The 14,906-nt window shown below is 65.4% G+C and carries 12 protein-coding genes; 9 read left to right on the top strand and 3 right to left on the bottom strand.

All coding sequences use genetic code 11. The annotated features are described in order from the left end of the window. The first annotated feature begins 142 nt into the window (after positions 1-142). On the top strand, positions 143-1,111 hold the full coding sequence (locus UNPF46_RS10510; protein WP_142249966.1) for a catechol 2,3-dioxygenase: 969 nt from the start codon (positions 143-145) through the stop codon (positions 1,109-1,111). Between the two features lie 219 nt (positions 1,112-1,330). Here UNPF46_RS10510 and UNPF46_RS10505 read toward each other — a convergent pair whose 3' ends face one another. Then, complete coding sequence (locus UNPF46_RS10505) at positions 1,331-4,849, bottom strand: molybdopterin cofactor-binding domain-containing protein (RefSeq protein WP_142249965.1); 3,519 nt, start codon at positions 4,847-4,849, stop codon at positions 1,331-1,333. Further along, positions 4,849-5,331: a (2Fe-2S)-binding protein gene (locus UNPF46_RS10500; RefSeq protein WP_142249964.1), complete on the bottom strand. Its 483-nt coding sequence runs from the start codon at positions 5,329-5,331 to the stop codon at positions 4,849-4,851. Before UNPF46_RS10500 ends, UNPF46_RS10505 begins: the two co-directional genes overlap by 1 nt. A gap of 239 nt (positions 5,332-5,570) precedes the next feature. Between UNPF46_RS10500 and UNPF46_RS10495 the strand changes: the two genes are divergently transcribed. The 8 genes from UNPF46_RS10495 (at position 5,571) to UNPF46_RS10460 (ending at position 13,867) form a co-directional block, all read left to right on the top strand. Beyond that, on the top strand, positions 5,571-7,028 hold the full coding sequence (locus UNPF46_RS10495; protein WP_100180452.1) for a 6-hydroxynicotinate reductase: 1,458 nt from the start codon (positions 5,571-5,573) through the stop codon (positions 7,026-7,028). Continuing rightward, the gene (locus UNPF46_RS10490; protein ID WP_142249963.1) at positions 7,025-7,921 is read left to right on the top strand and encodes a UPF0280 family protein; all 897 of its coding nucleotides are present in this window, start codon (positions 7,025-7,027) and stop codon (positions 7,919-7,921) included. The genes UNPF46_RS10495 and UNPF46_RS10490 overlap by 4 nt, the downstream gene beginning before the upstream one ends. 15 nt (positions 7,922-7,936) lie before the next feature. Next, complete coding sequence (locus UNPF46_RS10485) at positions 7,937-8,521, top strand: amino acid synthesis family protein (protein WP_024338309.1); 585 nt, start codon at positions 7,937-7,939, stop codon at positions 8,519-8,521. Positions 8,522-8,597: 76 nt separating this feature from the next. Further along, entirely contained in the window at positions 8,598-9,800 is a 1,203-nt protein-coding gene (locus UNPF46_RS10480; protein ID WP_100180454.1) for an ABC transporter substrate-binding protein, read from the top strand. Between the two features lie 194 nt (positions 9,801-9,994). After that, complete coding sequence (locus UNPF46_RS10475; RefSeq protein WP_142249962.1) at positions 9,995-11,884, top strand: ABC transporter permease; 1,890 nt, start codon at positions 9,995-9,997, stop codon at positions 11,882-11,884. Then, complete coding sequence (locus UNPF46_RS10470) at positions 11,881-12,672, top strand: ABC transporter ATP-binding protein (RefSeq protein ID WP_142249961.1); 792 nt, start codon at positions 11,881-11,883, stop codon at positions 12,670-12,672. The genes UNPF46_RS10475 and UNPF46_RS10470 overlap by 4 nt, the downstream gene beginning before the upstream one ends. After that, the gene (locus UNPF46_RS10465) at positions 12,669-13,373 is read left to right on the top strand and encodes an ABC transporter ATP-binding protein (protein WP_100180457.1); all 705 of its coding nucleotides are present in this window, start codon (positions 12,669-12,671) and stop codon (positions 13,371-13,373) included. Before UNPF46_RS10470 ends, UNPF46_RS10465 begins: the two co-directional genes overlap by 4 nt. Positions 13,374-13,399: 26 nt before the next feature. Next, complete coding sequence (locus UNPF46_RS10460; protein ID WP_100181531.1) at positions 13,400-13,867, top strand: MarR family winged helix-turn-helix transcriptional regulator; 468 nt, start codon at positions 13,400-13,402, stop codon at positions 13,865-13,867. A 238-nt stretch (positions 13,868-14,105) separates the two neighbouring features. Here UNPF46_RS10460 and UNPF46_RS10455 read toward each other — a convergent pair whose 3' ends face one another. Next, positions 14,106-14,795: a hypothetical protein gene (locus UNPF46_RS10455; RefSeq protein ID WP_100180458.1), complete on the bottom strand. Its 690-nt coding sequence runs from the start codon at positions 14,793-14,795 to the stop codon at positions 14,106-14,108. Between the last annotated feature and the right edge of the window lie 111 nt (positions 14,796-14,906).

Genomic DNA, 14,906 nt, shown 5'->3' with positions numbered 1-14,906 from the left:
GTTGACGAGACCTAATCATTTGTACATTAGTACAAATAAAGGGGCGGCCTCGGCGCCGCCTTCGGATGTGTGAGCGCGTTGCGGCTCGGCGTCCGATGACGCGATCCGGCCTGAGGATCGCTTGCTGTGCCTGGAGGACATCATGCAGCCCGAACCGATCCTCGATCTCGCCCATCTCGGCCACATGGAGCTGCTGACGCCGAAGCCCGACGAGAGCCTGAAATTCTTCGTCGACGTCATGGGCATGACGGTCAGCGGCCAGAAGGGCGAGTCGGTATACTTGCGTGGCTGGGACGATTACGAGCGCTATTCGCTCAAGCTCACGGCGTCGAAGACCTCGGGCATGGAGCACATGGCCTTGCGCGCGCGCAGCCAGCAGGCGCTGGAGCGCCGTGTCGCGGCGCTGAAGGGATCCGGCTTCGATATCGGCTGGATCGACGGCGACATGGGGCAGGGCCCGACCTTCCGCTGCCGCGATCCCGATGGTCACATCGTCGAGCTCTATTACGAGACCGAATGGTATCAGGCGCCGCCGGAGCTTAGACCTGCGCTGAAGAACCAGGCGCAGCGCTTTCCTGCGCGCGGCGTCAACGTCCGGCGTCTCGACCATCTCAATTGCCTTGCCGTGGACATCAAGGCCAACCGCGAGTTCTTCGAGAACTATCTCGGCTGCCGGCTCACCGAGCAGATCGTGCTCAATGACGGCCGGGAAGCGGCGATGTGGCTGACCATGTCGAACAAGAGCTACGACTTCGCCTATTCGCTCGACCATTCCGGCGTGCCCGGCCGCTTTCACCACGTCACCTACGCGCTCGACAGCCGCGAGGAAATTTTGCGCGCGGCCGATATCTTCCTGGAGAACGGGATCCACATCGAGACCGGGCCGCACAAGCACGCGATCCAGCAGACTTTCTTCCTCTACGTCTACGAGCCCGGCGGCAACCGCGTCGAAGTCGCCAATGCCGGCGCGCGCCTCATTCTCGCGCCCGACTGGAAGCCGATCGTGTGGACCGAGGAGGAGCGCAAGAAGGGCCAGGCCTGGGGCTTGAAGACCATCGAATCCTTCCACACCCACGGCACGCCGCCGGTGGAGTTGAAAAAGCACGGCTAGAGCTTCGGTTCTGGTTGAATCAGAACCGAAGCTCTAGATTCTTGTTTTGACGCGTTTTCCTCACGCGAACCGGTGTCCGCTTCGCTCGAAAACGCTCTGGTGTTTCGAGTCATTCCGGGGCGACGCGAAGCGGCGAGCCCGGAATCCATAACCCCGGCTGGTGATTATGGATTCCGGGCTCCCTTGCTACGCTCGGGCCCCGGAATGACGGAAAGAACGTTAGTGCGCCGACGCCCGCGCGCGCGCGATCGTCTCGCGCACGCCGGTCCATGCCGGCTTGTCCGGCGCGAACTGCTTGCGCAGGAACGTGACCAGCTCCTCGACCTGCGCATCGCTCATGCTATTCCCAAACGCGGGCATGTAGCCGAGATCGCTCGACACGGGATGAGCGATCCCGTGCAGGATCACCTGCACGAGATTGTCCGATGTGGCGCTGTGCAGATTGCTGTTGAGCGCGAGCGAGGGCCGGCTGCCGAACAGCGGCAGGCCGCCGACCTCGTGGCAGACGGCGCAGGCGCCCTGATAGAGCCGTGCGCCGGTGGACGAGGCGACGGTGACTTGCGTCGCGCTTTCGAGTTTTGCGGCGAGCGCGGGTGCATCGGCGGCGGAGTCGTTGAAGGAATTGAGATAGACCGCCATCGCGCGGATGTCCTGGTCGGGCAAGGCTTTGAGGTCCCTGACGACAGGCGCCATTGGGCCGGCGGCGACGCCGTGATAGCGCGAATGGCCGGTGCGCAAATAGGCGAACAGCTCGTCCTCGCTCCACGGGATCGGCGCGTGCGAGAGCGAGGTCAGCGGCGGCGCTTCCCAGCCCTCGGCAAAGCCGCCGGCGAGATAGGCATTGCGCTGCTCGGCGCCGAGCGCGTTGCGCGGCGAATGGCAGCCGCTGCAATGGCCGAGACCCTCGACGAGATAGGCGCCGCGATTCCAGGCATCCGATTTTGCGGGATCCGGCTTGAACTCCTTCGTGTCGTGGAACAGCGCATTCCAGCCTGCCAGAAGAGGACGCAGGTTGAACGGGAATGCGAGTTCGTTCGTCGGCGCCGTCGCGCGCACCGAAGGTTGCGCCATCAGATAGGCGTAGAGCGCCTGCATGTCGGCGTCGCCAGTCTTCGCAAAGTGCGTGTAAGGGAAGGCAGGGTAGAGCTGCCGCCCATCGCGGTGCAGGCCGTCGCGCATCGCTCGCTCGAAGGCGGGATAGGACCAGGCACCGATGCCGGTCTCGACATCGGGCGTGATGTTGGTCGAATAGATCGTGCCGAACGGCGTCTCCAATGCGCGGCCACCGGCGTTGAGTACACCGCCAATGTTGGTGTGGCACTCCGCGCAATTGCCGAGTGCGGCAAGCTGTTGGCCGCGCGCGATCGTCGCCGCGGAATAGACCGAGGCATCGGGCCGCGCGATCGGCGCGATGGCGCGCCCTGGCAGTAGCGCCGCGCCGATGCCGATCGCGGCGGTGCAGACGGCCGCAATCGCCGCGAAGATGCCGGCGCGCTTGGCGAACGGGTTCTCCCAGATGCGGGACGGCGGCGATATGGACGCGGGCAAAGCCTTCGGCGTCGCCGGTGTCTCGCCGTGCAACCCTTTCAGAATGCGTTCCGGCGTGAACGGCGGCTCGCGAAAGCGCACGCCGGTGGCATCGAAGATCGCATTCGCGATTGCCGCCGCGCTCGGCACCGAGGCGGACTCGCCGACGCCGAGCGGCGGCTGGTCCTGCCGCGGCAACATCAAGACGTCGATCTTGGGGACGTCGGGGAAGGGAATGATCGGATAGGCACCCCATTCGCGCGCCACCACCGCACCGCGCTCGAACGAGACCTCCTCCATCAGCGCACGGCTGGTCGACTGGATGACGTTGCCGTGGATCTGGTGGCGCACGCCGTCCGGGTTGATCATCAATCCGGAGTCCTGCCCCGCGACCACGCGGGTGACGCTGACGTCGCCGGTGGTCTTGTTCACGGCAACGTCGGTGACCCAGGCCGACCACGCCGCGCCATAGCCCGGAAACTTGCTGTGGACATAGAGCGCATAGGCAAAGCCGCGCCCGTGCACGACCTCGCCGTCCTTCTCCTCGCGCACCGGGCGCGGGGTCCAGCCCGCGCGTTCGGCGACCGCGTTGACGAGATCGACGGCACGCGGATCCTTCAGATAGCGCAGGCGGTATTCGATCGGGTCGACGCCGGCTTCAGTGGCGGCCTCGTCGATGTAGGATTCATGCGCAAAGGTGTTCGGCAGCGCCGAAACGCCGCGAAACCAGGAGGCCCGCACGATTGGTGCCATGTCGTGGGCGACGACACGCATGTGGTCGTAGTCGTAGGGCGGGATCGCGGTGCGGTCGCCCATCTGGAGCACGGCCGGCTCCGGGGAGATGCGACCGGTCAGCAGCAGCGCCAGCGTCGGCGCGGCGTTCGAGGGATAACGCGTGGCGAGATCGTAACCGGCTATGCCGCCGCTGGCATCGAGCCCGCCATTGACGTCGATGAGCTGCGCGGTGCCCTTGGGCTCCCAGGCGTGCTCCTGCTCGCGCGTCAGCTGTACGCGCACGGGGCGGCCGACCGCACGCGACAGCAACAGGGCGTCCGCGGTGACGTCGTCGGCGCAGTTGCGGCCGTAGCAGCCGGCGGCCTCGAGCCGGATGACCTCGACCTCGCTCTCGGGACGCTCCACGAGGAGCGCGAGGTCGCCGCGCAGCACGTGCGGGTTCTGCGTGCCCGACCAGACGCGGATATTGCCGTCCTGGACGTCGGCAACGGCGCAGGACGGGCCGATCGAGGCATGCATCTGATACGGCCACACATAAGTGCGCTGCATCCGCTTGGCCGCGCCTGAGATCGCCGCATCGACGTCGCCCTTGTCGATCAGCGTGCGCGGGGTCGACGGATTGGCGCGCAGCGCGGTCTCGACGTCGGAAAGATCGGTGAGGCTGGGCGTCGGCTTCCAGCTCACCTTGAGCTGCTCCGCCGCGCGGATCGCATTCTCCTCGCGCTCTGCGACGACTCCGACGAAGTCGCCAATGCGCACCACGGCGACGAGCCCCGGAATGTCGCGCACCGATGATTCATCGACCGCGATCAGGCTTGTGCCGACGAACGGGCCGGCATCGACGCCGGAATAGGGCGGCCGCACCACGCGGCCGTGCAGCATGCCAGGCACGCGGATGTCGTGGACGAAGGTCAATTCGCCCGTGGCCTTGGCCGGGAGATCGACGCGCGGGACCGACTGGCCGACAATGGCGTAGTCGCCGACCGCCTTGACGGTGACGTCGTCGGCAAGCTCGAGCCGGATGTCTTCGCCGCCGATCAGTTCGCCATAGCTGACACTGCGGTTGTCGTGCCCGCGCACGAGGCCGTCCTCGATCCTGAGATCGCCCTCCGGCTGCTCCAGCTGCTCCGCCGCGCGCGCAATGAGGAACTGCCGCGCCTGGGCCGCGGCCTTGCGCAGCGGGACTGCGGTGATCTGGATGGTTTCGCTGGCGATGGTCGCGCCCTGGTTCGGCACCAAGGCGGTGTCGCCGAGCACGACGACGACGCGCGCAAAGGACACGTCGAGCTCTTCGGCCACGATCTGGCCGAGCGCAGTGCGGATGCCGGTGCCGAGATCGACGTGGCCGTTATAGGCGGAGACCGAACCGTCCGCGGTGATGCGGATGAAGGTCTCGGATGTGACCTCGTCCGCGGTGCGGACGACGACGAGCGAACCGGATTGGCGCTCAGCTCCGTTCGAAACAGGGGAGGCCATCAGTCCGCGGCCTCGGCGAGCTGGCCCGATGCCCGCATCACGGCGCGCAGGATTTCGACATGGGTGCCGCAACGGCAGAGATTGTAGCGCAGCGCCGACAGCGCCTCCTGTTCGGTCGGCTGCGGGTTGATCGCGAGCAGGGCCTTGGTGGTCATGATCATGCCGTTGAGGCAATAGCCGCATTGCGCGGCTTGTTCGTCGATGAAGGCCTGCTGCACCACATCGGGTTTGTCGCGCGTGCCGAGCCCTTCGAGCGTCACGATATCGCGGCCGGCGCAACCGCCGACCGGAATCACACAGGAGCGCGCCGCGGCGCCGTCGATCAGGACAGTACAGGTGCCGCATTCGCCAAGGCCGCAGCCGTATTTCGGGCCGTTGAGCGCGAGATCGTTGCGCAACACGTAGAGCAGCGGCGTCTGATGCCCTGCCGTGACCTCGTGGATCCTGCCGTTCACGGTGAAGCGGATCGGTGTTTGCGTCATCCCTCGTCCCAAGCCCGCATAAAATTCGACATCGCGACGATACCGTTTGTACACAAACGTGCAAGCCGCGCATGCCGCACTGCAGCGCGGCTGCCTTCTTTGTGGACAGCGCGGATAGGCAAATGAGGTTTTATGCGGCAGCTGTATCTTTTGCACTGCACCGCCGCTTGACAGTTCCAGGGATCAGCGCGCAACATCGTTCGTATACGAATGATAACCGCAAGTCCGCTGGCTCCGACATGACGACTGAAACCACGAGCGCCGTCATCGACAAGATCCGCTGCGATGCTTGTCCGGTGATGTGCTACATCAAGCCGGGTGCGGCGGGGGCCTGCGACCGCTACGCCAATCACGACGGCAAGCTCGTCCGCGTCGATCCACACGTGATCCTGGAGCGCACGGTCTCCCATGGCGGCAAGCTGGTCCCGTTCAGCCGGACGGAAGATTGGGACGGCAAGATCGTCCACGAGCCCTCGACCTTCGTGACCGCGATCGGTGCAGGCACCACCTATCCCGATTACAAGCCGGCGCCGTTCATCGTCTCTGCGGAGGTCGACGGCGTCGATATGGTGACAGTCGTCACCGAAGGCATCTTCTCCTATTGCGGCGTCAAGGTGAAGATCGACACCGACCGCTATCTCGGACCGGAGACCGCGACCGTGCGCGCGCAAGGCGAGGCGGTCGGCCATGTCACCACCAGCGAATACGGCTCGCAGATGCTGTCGCTCGGCGGCGTGCATCACCTGACCGGCGGCTCCAAGAAGGAGGGCCGCGTCACCTGCGACACGCTGATGGACCTCGCCAATTGCAAGGCGGTGGAACTGACCATCGACGGCGGCGCGAGCGTCGTGGTGCAGGCCGGACAGCCTCCGATCGTCAACGGCGTGAGGGAAGAGCGCATGCGCGTCGGCTGCGGCTCGGCGACGATCGGCATGTTCGCCAAGCAATGGCACGGCAAGGTCGACGAGGTCGTGGTCGTCGACGACCACATCACCGGCGTGCTCTCGGAGCATCAGGCCGGCAAGCTGCTCGACATCGCCGACACCGGCATCAAGATGAAGGGCCGGCGCTCGACGCCCGGCCGCTATTTCCAGGTCGCCGATCCCGGCACGGGCTGGGGCGGTACCAACATCTCCGATCCGCTGGCGATTCTCGGGCCCTTCGACAAGAAGGAAGCCAAGGCCGGGCTGACCATGCTGATGGTCTCCACCACCGGCGAGCATTCGTCCTATTACGTGCTCGATGAGGCCCTGAACCCGGTCGAAACCGAGATGCCGGCCGACCTGAAGTTCTCGGTCGAGCGCATCCAGGAAAATTGCGAGCCGGCGCTGTGCACGGTTCTGTTCATGGCGGGCGCGGGTGGTTCGTTGCGCGCCGGTGTCACTGACAATCCGGTGCGTTTGACCCGCTCGGTGAAGGACGCGCTGACCCGCGTCACCAGCGGCGGCGCGCCGGTCTATGTCTGGCCCGGCGGCGGCATCACCTACATGGTCGATGTCACGCAGATGCCGGCAGGCGCGTTTGGCTATGTGCCGACGCCGGCGCTGGTCGCGCCGATCGAGTTCACGATGAAGCTGTCCGACTACGCCGCGCTCGGCGGTCACATGGATCATGTGAAGCCGTTGTCCGAAGTGCAGAACGGTGAGGATATCAGGCAGTTGCCCTGGCAGAACCCGATTCCGGGACCGCGGACATGACAAGGCTCCCGCAAATCGCATTGCTGTCTGATGGTCGGCGGCTGCATTTGCAGGATGGGCCGATTGATCTGATCATCGAGGCGAGGGGGCGCGCGGACGCGGTGCGTGCGGCTTACGAGGCTGCGGCGCAGCGGTTCAACGGGTTGCTCGACGAGCTCTGTGCGGAGCTGCCGGCGCTTCGGGCGGCTGCTGAGGAGTGGACCTCGCTACAGGGCGTGGTGGCGCGCAGGATGCACGCCGCGGTCGCGCCCTTTGCCGCTGACGGTTTCATCACGCCGATGGCTGCCGTTGCCGGCAGCGTGGCGGAGGAAATTCTCGCCGCCATGCTGGGCGCTGCGACGCTGGATCAGGCTTATGTCAACAATGGCGGCGACATCGCGCTTCATCTGGGCGGAGGCGAGCATTTTTCGATCGGTCTGATGGATCGCCCCGATCGTGACGGCGTGATGCGCGCCATGAGGGTCGATGCGGACGATCCGGTGCGGGGCATCGCGACCAGCGGACGCCACGGCCGCAGCTTTTCGCTCGGGATTGCCGACGCGGTGACGGTGCTGGCCGCGACCGCGTCACGGGCTGATGCCGCGGCGACGGTCATCGCCAACGCCGTCGATCTGCCGGGGCATCCCGCCATCGTCAGGCAGCCCGCCTGCGAGCTTCAGCCCGATAGCGATCTCGGCGCGCGCCTTGTCACCCGACATGTCGGCGAACTGTCACGGGACGAGATCGCGGCCGCCCTCGAATCTGGCGCGGAATGTGCACGTCGATTGTTCGATCGCGGATTGATTGAGGATGCCGTGCTGCGGCTTTGTGGTGATATGCTTGTCATCGGAGCTAAGGATATAGAACAGCAAGGAACGCGTCCGCGTCTGCTGGAGAACGCGGTCGGTGCCTGAACAGGGAAGCGAGACATGAGCGCGATCATCCGCAAGATCGTCACCGTCGTCGAAGAGACGCAGATGGAGATGGGCCGCCAGGTCTCGCCGCCGACCCGGCGCGCTGCCGCCATCGCCGTCATCGAAAATCCCTTTGCCGGGAAATATGTCGAGGACCTCTCGCCGCTGATCGCGATCGGCGAGGAGCTCGGCGAGCTCCTGTCGAAGCGTGCGGTGGCCGCGCTTGGCATCGACGGCGCCAAGGCGCAGAGCTATGGCAAGGCCGCGGCCGTCGGCGAGAACGGCGAATTGGAACATGCCGCCGCGATCCTGCATCCGAAAATGGGCGCGCCGGTACGCAAGGTTCTGGGTAAGGGCGCGGCGCTGATCCCGTCGTCGAAGAAGCGCAGCGGGCCGGGCACGACGCTCGACATTCCGCTGGGGCACAAGGACGCCGCCTTCGTGCGTAGCCATTTTGATGGCATGGAGGTGCAGATCAACGACGCGCCGCGCGCCAACGAGATCATGGTCGCGGTCGCCGTCACCGACAGCGGCCGGCCGCTGCCGCGCGTCGGCGGGCTGACGGTCGCGGAGATCAAGGGCGAAGACGGTCTGAGATAGGTTTGAACCGGGGAGGCGGACACAGCTTCCCCGACAAGACACGCTGAAGACGTAGAGTTCAAAACTGGAGGTTGGGATGCGAGCGAGAGACTATTTTGTGGGCGCGGCCTTCGCGCTTCTGGCGGGCGGCATGGCTCAGTCGGCCCTGGCGCAGGACATCAAGATCGGCGAGATCAACAGCTACTCGCTGCTGCCGGCCTTCACCGAGCCCTATCGCAAGGGATGGCAGCTCGCGGTCGAGGAGGTCAACGCGGCCGGCGGCATCAACGGCAAGAAGCTCGTCGTCGTCTCCAAGGACGATGGCGGCAAGCCGGCCGATGCGCAGACCGCAGCCAATGAGCTGGTGTCGAGCGAGGGCGTTGCGATGCTCGCGGGCACGTTCCTGTCGAACATCGGTCTTGCCGTCAGCGACTTCGCCAACCAGAAGAAGGTGTTCTTCCTCGCGGCCGAGCCGCTGACGGACGCCATCACCTGGTCGAAGGGCAACAAATACACCTTCCGCCTGCGTCCCTCGAACTACATGCAGGCGGCGATGCTGGTCGAGGCCGCCGCCAAGCTGCCCGCCAAGCGCTGGGCGACGATCGCGCCGAACTATGAATACGGCCAGTCGGCGGTCGCGGTGTTCAAGAAGCTGATGTCCGAGAAGCGTCCTGATATCCAGTGGGTGGACGAGCAATGGCCGCCGCAGGGCAAGATCGACGCGGGCCCAGTGGTGCAGGCGGTTGCCGCCGCGAACCCGGAAGCTATCCTCAACGTCACTTTCGGCGCCGATCTCGTCAAGCTCGTGCGCGAGGGTAACACCCGCGGCCTGTTCAAGGGACGCGAGGTCGTCTCGTTCCTGACCGGCGAGCCGGAATATCTCGACCCGCTCAAGGACGAGACGCCCGAGGGCTGGATCGTCACCGGCTATCCCTGGTACTCGATCAAGACCCCGGAGCACGATGCGTTCCTGAAGGCCTACCAGGCCAAGTACAACGACTATCCGCGCCTCGGCTCGATCGTCGGCTACCAGACCATCAAGTCGGCGGCTGCCATCCTGGCGAAAGCCGGCTCGAGCGATCCGGAGAAGCTGATCGCTGCGGCGGAAGGCCTCTCGGTGCCGTCTCCGTTCGGTGAGATCACCTTCCGCAAGATCGACCACCAATCGACGCTTGGCGCGTATGTCGGCAAGACCGCGCTGAAGGACGGCAAGGGCGTGATGGTGGATTCGTCCTACAAGAAGGGTTCGGACTATCTGCCTGGCGATGCCGAAGTCGAGAAGATGCGTCCGAAGGATTGATCGCTTCCTTCTCCCTCGCCCCGCTTGCGGGGAGAGGGTTGGGGTGAGGGGGAGCCTCCGCGAGGGAGGTGACAGACGATTCGCGGAGACTCCCCCTCACCCGAATTGCTCCGCAATTCGACCTCTCCCGCAAGCGGGGAGAGGTGAACCAGGACCCGCGTGCCGCGGCATGCAACACCTAACCCGGACCGCCGATGGCCTTTTACGTCGTACAGTTTCTGACCGGTCTCGCCAGCGCGGCGTCGCTGTTCCTGGTGGCCTCGGGCCTGTCGATCATCTTCGGCGTGACGCGGATCGTGAACTTCGCGCACGGCGCCTTCTACATGATCGGCGCCTACATCGCCTTCACGCTGACCGAGCGGCTTTCAGGCGCGTTTGGCTTCTGGGGCAGCATCGTGCTGGCCGCGCTCGCGGTGGCGCTGATCGGCGTCCTGGTCGAGATGGTGCTGCTCCGCAGGATCTATCACGCACCCGAGCTGTTCCAGCTGCTCGCGACCTTCGGCCTGACCCTGATGGTCGAGGACCTCGTGGTGCTGATCTGGGGGCCTGACGATCTCGTCGGCCGCCGCGCACCGGGCTTCAAGGGCGCGGTGGATTTCTTCGGCCAGAACATCCCGAGCTACGATCTGTTCCTGATCGTGCTCGGCCCCGTCGTGCTCGGCATCCTCTGGCTCTTGTTTCAACGCACGCGCTGGGGCGTGCTGGTGCGCGCGGCGACGCAGGACCGCGACATGGTCGCAGCGCTCGGCGTCAATCAGAAATGGCTGTTCACATCGGTGTTCGCGGTCGGCGTCTTCCTCGCTGCGCTCGGCGGCGCGCTGCAAATCCCGCGTGACGCGGTGCATCACGCCATGGACCTGCGCATCATCGTCGAGGTCTTCGTCGTGGTCGTGATCGGCGGCCTCGGCAGCATCGTCGGCGCCTTCGTCGCGGCGGTGCTGGTCTCCGAGCTCAATGCCTTCGGCATCCTGATCTTTCCGAAGATTTCCATCATCCTGGTCTTCCTGGTGATGGCGGTGGTGCTGATCGTCCGTCCCTGGGGGCTGTTCGGCAAGCCCGAGGCGGCCGCGCGCAAGACGCCGGGCCTCACTGTCAATCCCTGGCGGCCGTTGACGTCGAACGAGCGCCTTGCTTCGCTGGCGGCCCTCGTCGTCGCGGCGATGCTGCCGCTGTTCGCCGGCAACTACGCGCTGACGGTCGGCTCGGAGATCGCGATCTTCGTGATCTTCGCCGTCTCCTTGCACTTCCTGATGTCGGTCGGCGGCCTCGCGTCCTTTGGCCATGCCGCCTATTTCGGCCTCGGCGCCTACGGCGTCGCCTTCCTTGCCAAGATGGCGGGGCTGCCGATGATCGTCTGCCTGCTGCTCGGGCCGCTGCTCGGCTGCATGGGCGCCGCCGTGTTCGGCTTCTTCGCCGTTCAGCTCTCCGGTGTCTACTTTGCCATGCTGACGCTCGCCTTCGCACAGATCGTCTGGTCGATCGCGTTCCAATGGGTGAGCGTCACCGGCGGGGACAACGGCATCTTGGGTATCTGGCCGGAGAAATGGGCGGCGAGCCCGTCGCACTTCTATTGGCTGGCGCTCGGCGTTGCGGCACTGGTGACCATCGCGCTGCGGGCCATGGTGTTCTCGCCATTCGGCTACGCGCTACGGGCCACGCGCGACTCGCTTCTGCGTAGCGAAGCGATCGGCATCAACGCCAAGCGCATCCAGTGGACAGCCTTCGTGATCGCAGGCACGACCGCCGGCATTGGCGGCGCGCTGTTCGCGTATCTGAAGGGCAGCGTCTTCCCCGACAATCTCGGTATCTCGCTCTCCGTCGATGCACTGGTCATGGTGCTGCTCGGCGGCGTGGAGACGGTGTCGGGCGCGGTGGTCGGCGCCATCGTCTACAAGGCGCTGAACATCTGGCTGGTCAGCCAGACCGATCTGTCGAAGCTCGTGCTCGGCGGCTTCATCATGCTGATCGTCGTCGTCTTCCCCAAGGGCATCGTCGGCGTGCTGGAGATGCTGGCGCAGCGCCGGCGAAAGGCATCGCCGCCGGGATCACCTCTGATTGCCAAGCCGATCGAGTCTGCCGAATGAGCGTCGCATCTCCACTTCTCGCGGTCGAAGGCCTGACCAAATCCTATGGCGGCATCCACGCCGTCCGCGGCGTGTCGTTCTCGCTGCGCGCCGGTGAGATCCTCGCACTGATCGGTCCGAACGGCGCGGGCAAGAGCACCTGCTTCGACATGCTCAACGGGCAGAACAAGCCCGATACCGGCCATGTTCGGCTGCTCGGCGAGGAGATCACCGGCAGGAAGCCGCGCGAGGTCTGGCGGCTCGGCGTCGGGCGCACGTTTCAAATCACTGCGACCTTCGCCACCATGACCGTGCGCGAGAACGTGCAGGTCGCGCTGATCTCGCATGGCAAGCAGCTGTTCAATCTGTTCGGCTCGGCGCCGAAATTCGACCGCGCCGAGGCCGGCCGTCTGCTCGAGCTGGTCGGCATGGGCGGCTACGCGGACCGTCCCTGCGGCGAGCTAGCCTATGGCGACCTCAAGCGGCTCGAGCTTGCGGTTGCGCTCGCCAATCAGCCGAAGCTGCTGCTGATGGACGAGCCGACCGCCGGCATGGCGCCGCGCGAGCGCGTCGACCTGATGCGGCTCACCGCGCAGATCGCGCGGGAGAAGTCGATCGGCGTGCTCTTCACCGAGCACGACATGGACGTGGTGTTCGAGCATGCCGACCGCATCATCGTGCTCAACCGCGGCACGCTGATCGCCGAGGGCACGCCGGCCGAGGTGCGCGGCAATCCGCAGGTCCAGGCGGTCTATCTCGGCGAAGGCCTCGTCTACGATGCCCGCCATCGCGAGGGAGCATCAGTGTGAAGCTGACTGTCGAGGGCCTCAACAGCCATTACGGCCCGGCGCATATCCTGTTCGACATCGGCTTCGAGGTCGGCGAGGGCGAGGTGGTGGCGCTGCTCGGCCGCAACGGCGCGGGCAAGTCGACCACGTTCCGCTCGATCGTCGGCCTCGTGGCGCAGCGCTCCGGCCGCATCACGTTCGAGGGCAAGGACGTCTCGGCAAAGCCGACGCACGAGATCGTCCGCGAGGGCCTCGGCTACGTGCCGGAGGAGCGGCGTATCTTCACCGATCTCACGGTCGAGGAAAATCTCGAAGTCGGCAAGCAGCCCAAGCGTCCGAACGCGCCATACTGGACCCGCGAAAAACTGTTCGCGCTGTTTCCAAATCTCGGCGAGATGAAGAACCGTCCGGGCGGCCGCATGAGCGGCGGCGAGCAGCAGATGCTTACCATTGCCCGCACGTTGATGGGCAATCCGTCGCTGGTGTTGCTCGACGAGCCGTCGGAAGGCCTGTCACCGAAGATCGTGGAGCAGATGGTCGATGCCATCCTGACCATGAAGAAGGAGGGCGTCAGCATCGTCGTCTCCGAGCAGAATCTGCATTTCGCGCGGTTGATCTCGGATCGCGCCTACATCATCGAGCGTGGCCGCATCTGCTTCGGGGGCACCATGGCCGAGCTCGACGCGCGTCCGGATATCCGCGACGCGCATCTGTCGTTGTGAAGGCGAAGGGAAGGGGCGGCGAGCGGATGGCGAGAAGCGTCACGGCGAAGAAGAGCATCAAATCGGCAAAATCGTTGCAGAAGCCGCCTTACGTGCTCGACGAGCAGGTCGGCTTCATCCTGCGTCAGGTCTGGCAGCGCCACAGCTCGATCTTCTCCCGTGATATCGGCACCAATCTGACTCCGACGCAATGGGCGGCGCTGTCGAAGCTCGCCGAGACAGGTGCGTGCTCGCAGAACCAGCTCGGCCGGCTCACGGCAATGGACGTTGCGACCATCAAGGGGGTGATCGACCGCCTGACGGCGCGGGGCCTCACCGAGACCAGCCAGGATCCCGAGGACGGACGGCGGCTTCTGGTGAGCCTCACGCGCGCCGGTCAACAGCTCGCGGAAAAGCTTGCCCCGAATGCACTCGCCATCACGCGCGAGACGCTGGCGCCGCTCGACGCCAAGGAGCGCGAGACATTGATGGCGCTGCTGAACAAGCTAAGGTGACGGTGCCGTCGAGGGCGGTGCCGTAGCGGTGCAGTCGGGGGGGCAAAGCGAAGCGTGCCCACCATCTTTCTCGGTCAGGAAGAGATCGTGCGCACGGCGCTTCGCGCCTTTGCCCACACCACGGCAGTTGAACAAGGCGCGGGGACTGGCGACTGATATCGATGAAGACGGTGTGGTCGGCTACCTAAGCGCCAGACCTATATGCGCTGCGAAATCGGAAGATTGTTAATCCCAGCGCTCACGACTTGCCTGGCCATTTGGCGCGGTAGCGGATCTCGCTGCCGTCGCCGATCCGCCGCCACGTGCCGAACTCCGGCGTATGCGGCGCCCGGGCCGTCAAGTCGATCGGATAGGTTCGGCTCGGCTGGCCCTGGATGGTGACGGCGAGCTGCCGGTGCGAGGTTCGAAACGCCAGCTCGACTTCGCCGGCGATCACGGCCTGGTCGCCGTCGCGATGGAACGCGGCGGGGGTCACTTCGCCCGGCATGGTGTTGAGGTCGGTCTGCAATTCGATGGTGATGCCCTGGGTCGACGTCGGCACCGTGACGCCGGCGGGAAAACGGACTTCGAACACAAGCAGGGGATTGGCGCCGTTCCGGTTGAGCCAGGGCGTCGCAGTCGCATAGGCGTAGGCAATGTAGATCCCGATACCTGCAACACAGAGCAGGGCGACGATTCCGAGCGACTTCAGGCTGTTGCGCGCGACGCTGCCATTGCTGGTGGCCTTGTCGGAGCGTCCCATCAGCCAGTTGACGAGCACCGCGCCGGCGATCGCGCCGATGGGGGAATAGACGAACAGTCCCAGCAGCCCCGATGTGATGGGGTCGGCCCGGTTGCCGAAATCGAACAAGGACAACAGCACGAAAGTGGCGACGTAGCCCGTCACCGCGCCGACAACGCCGACGGCTATCCGTGATGAATTCTTCATGTCTCCTCGATGGTCCAGCAATGAACTGCCGCCGCCGAGGGCTGCCTGCGTTAGACGCAGCAGGCCGCAGACTTGTTCAACGCCATCGAGGGGCGATGCGGAGCGGCGAGC

Source organism: Bradyrhizobium sp. UNPF46 (genome assembly GCF_006658625.1).
Classification (GTDB): Bacteria; Pseudomonadota; Alphaproteobacteria; order Rhizobiales; family Xanthobacteraceae; genus Bradyrhizobium; species Bradyrhizobium nitroreducens.
The sequence above is the reverse complement of the archived record's forward strand: the minus strand, read 5'-3'. Positions and strand labels throughout refer to the sequence as shown.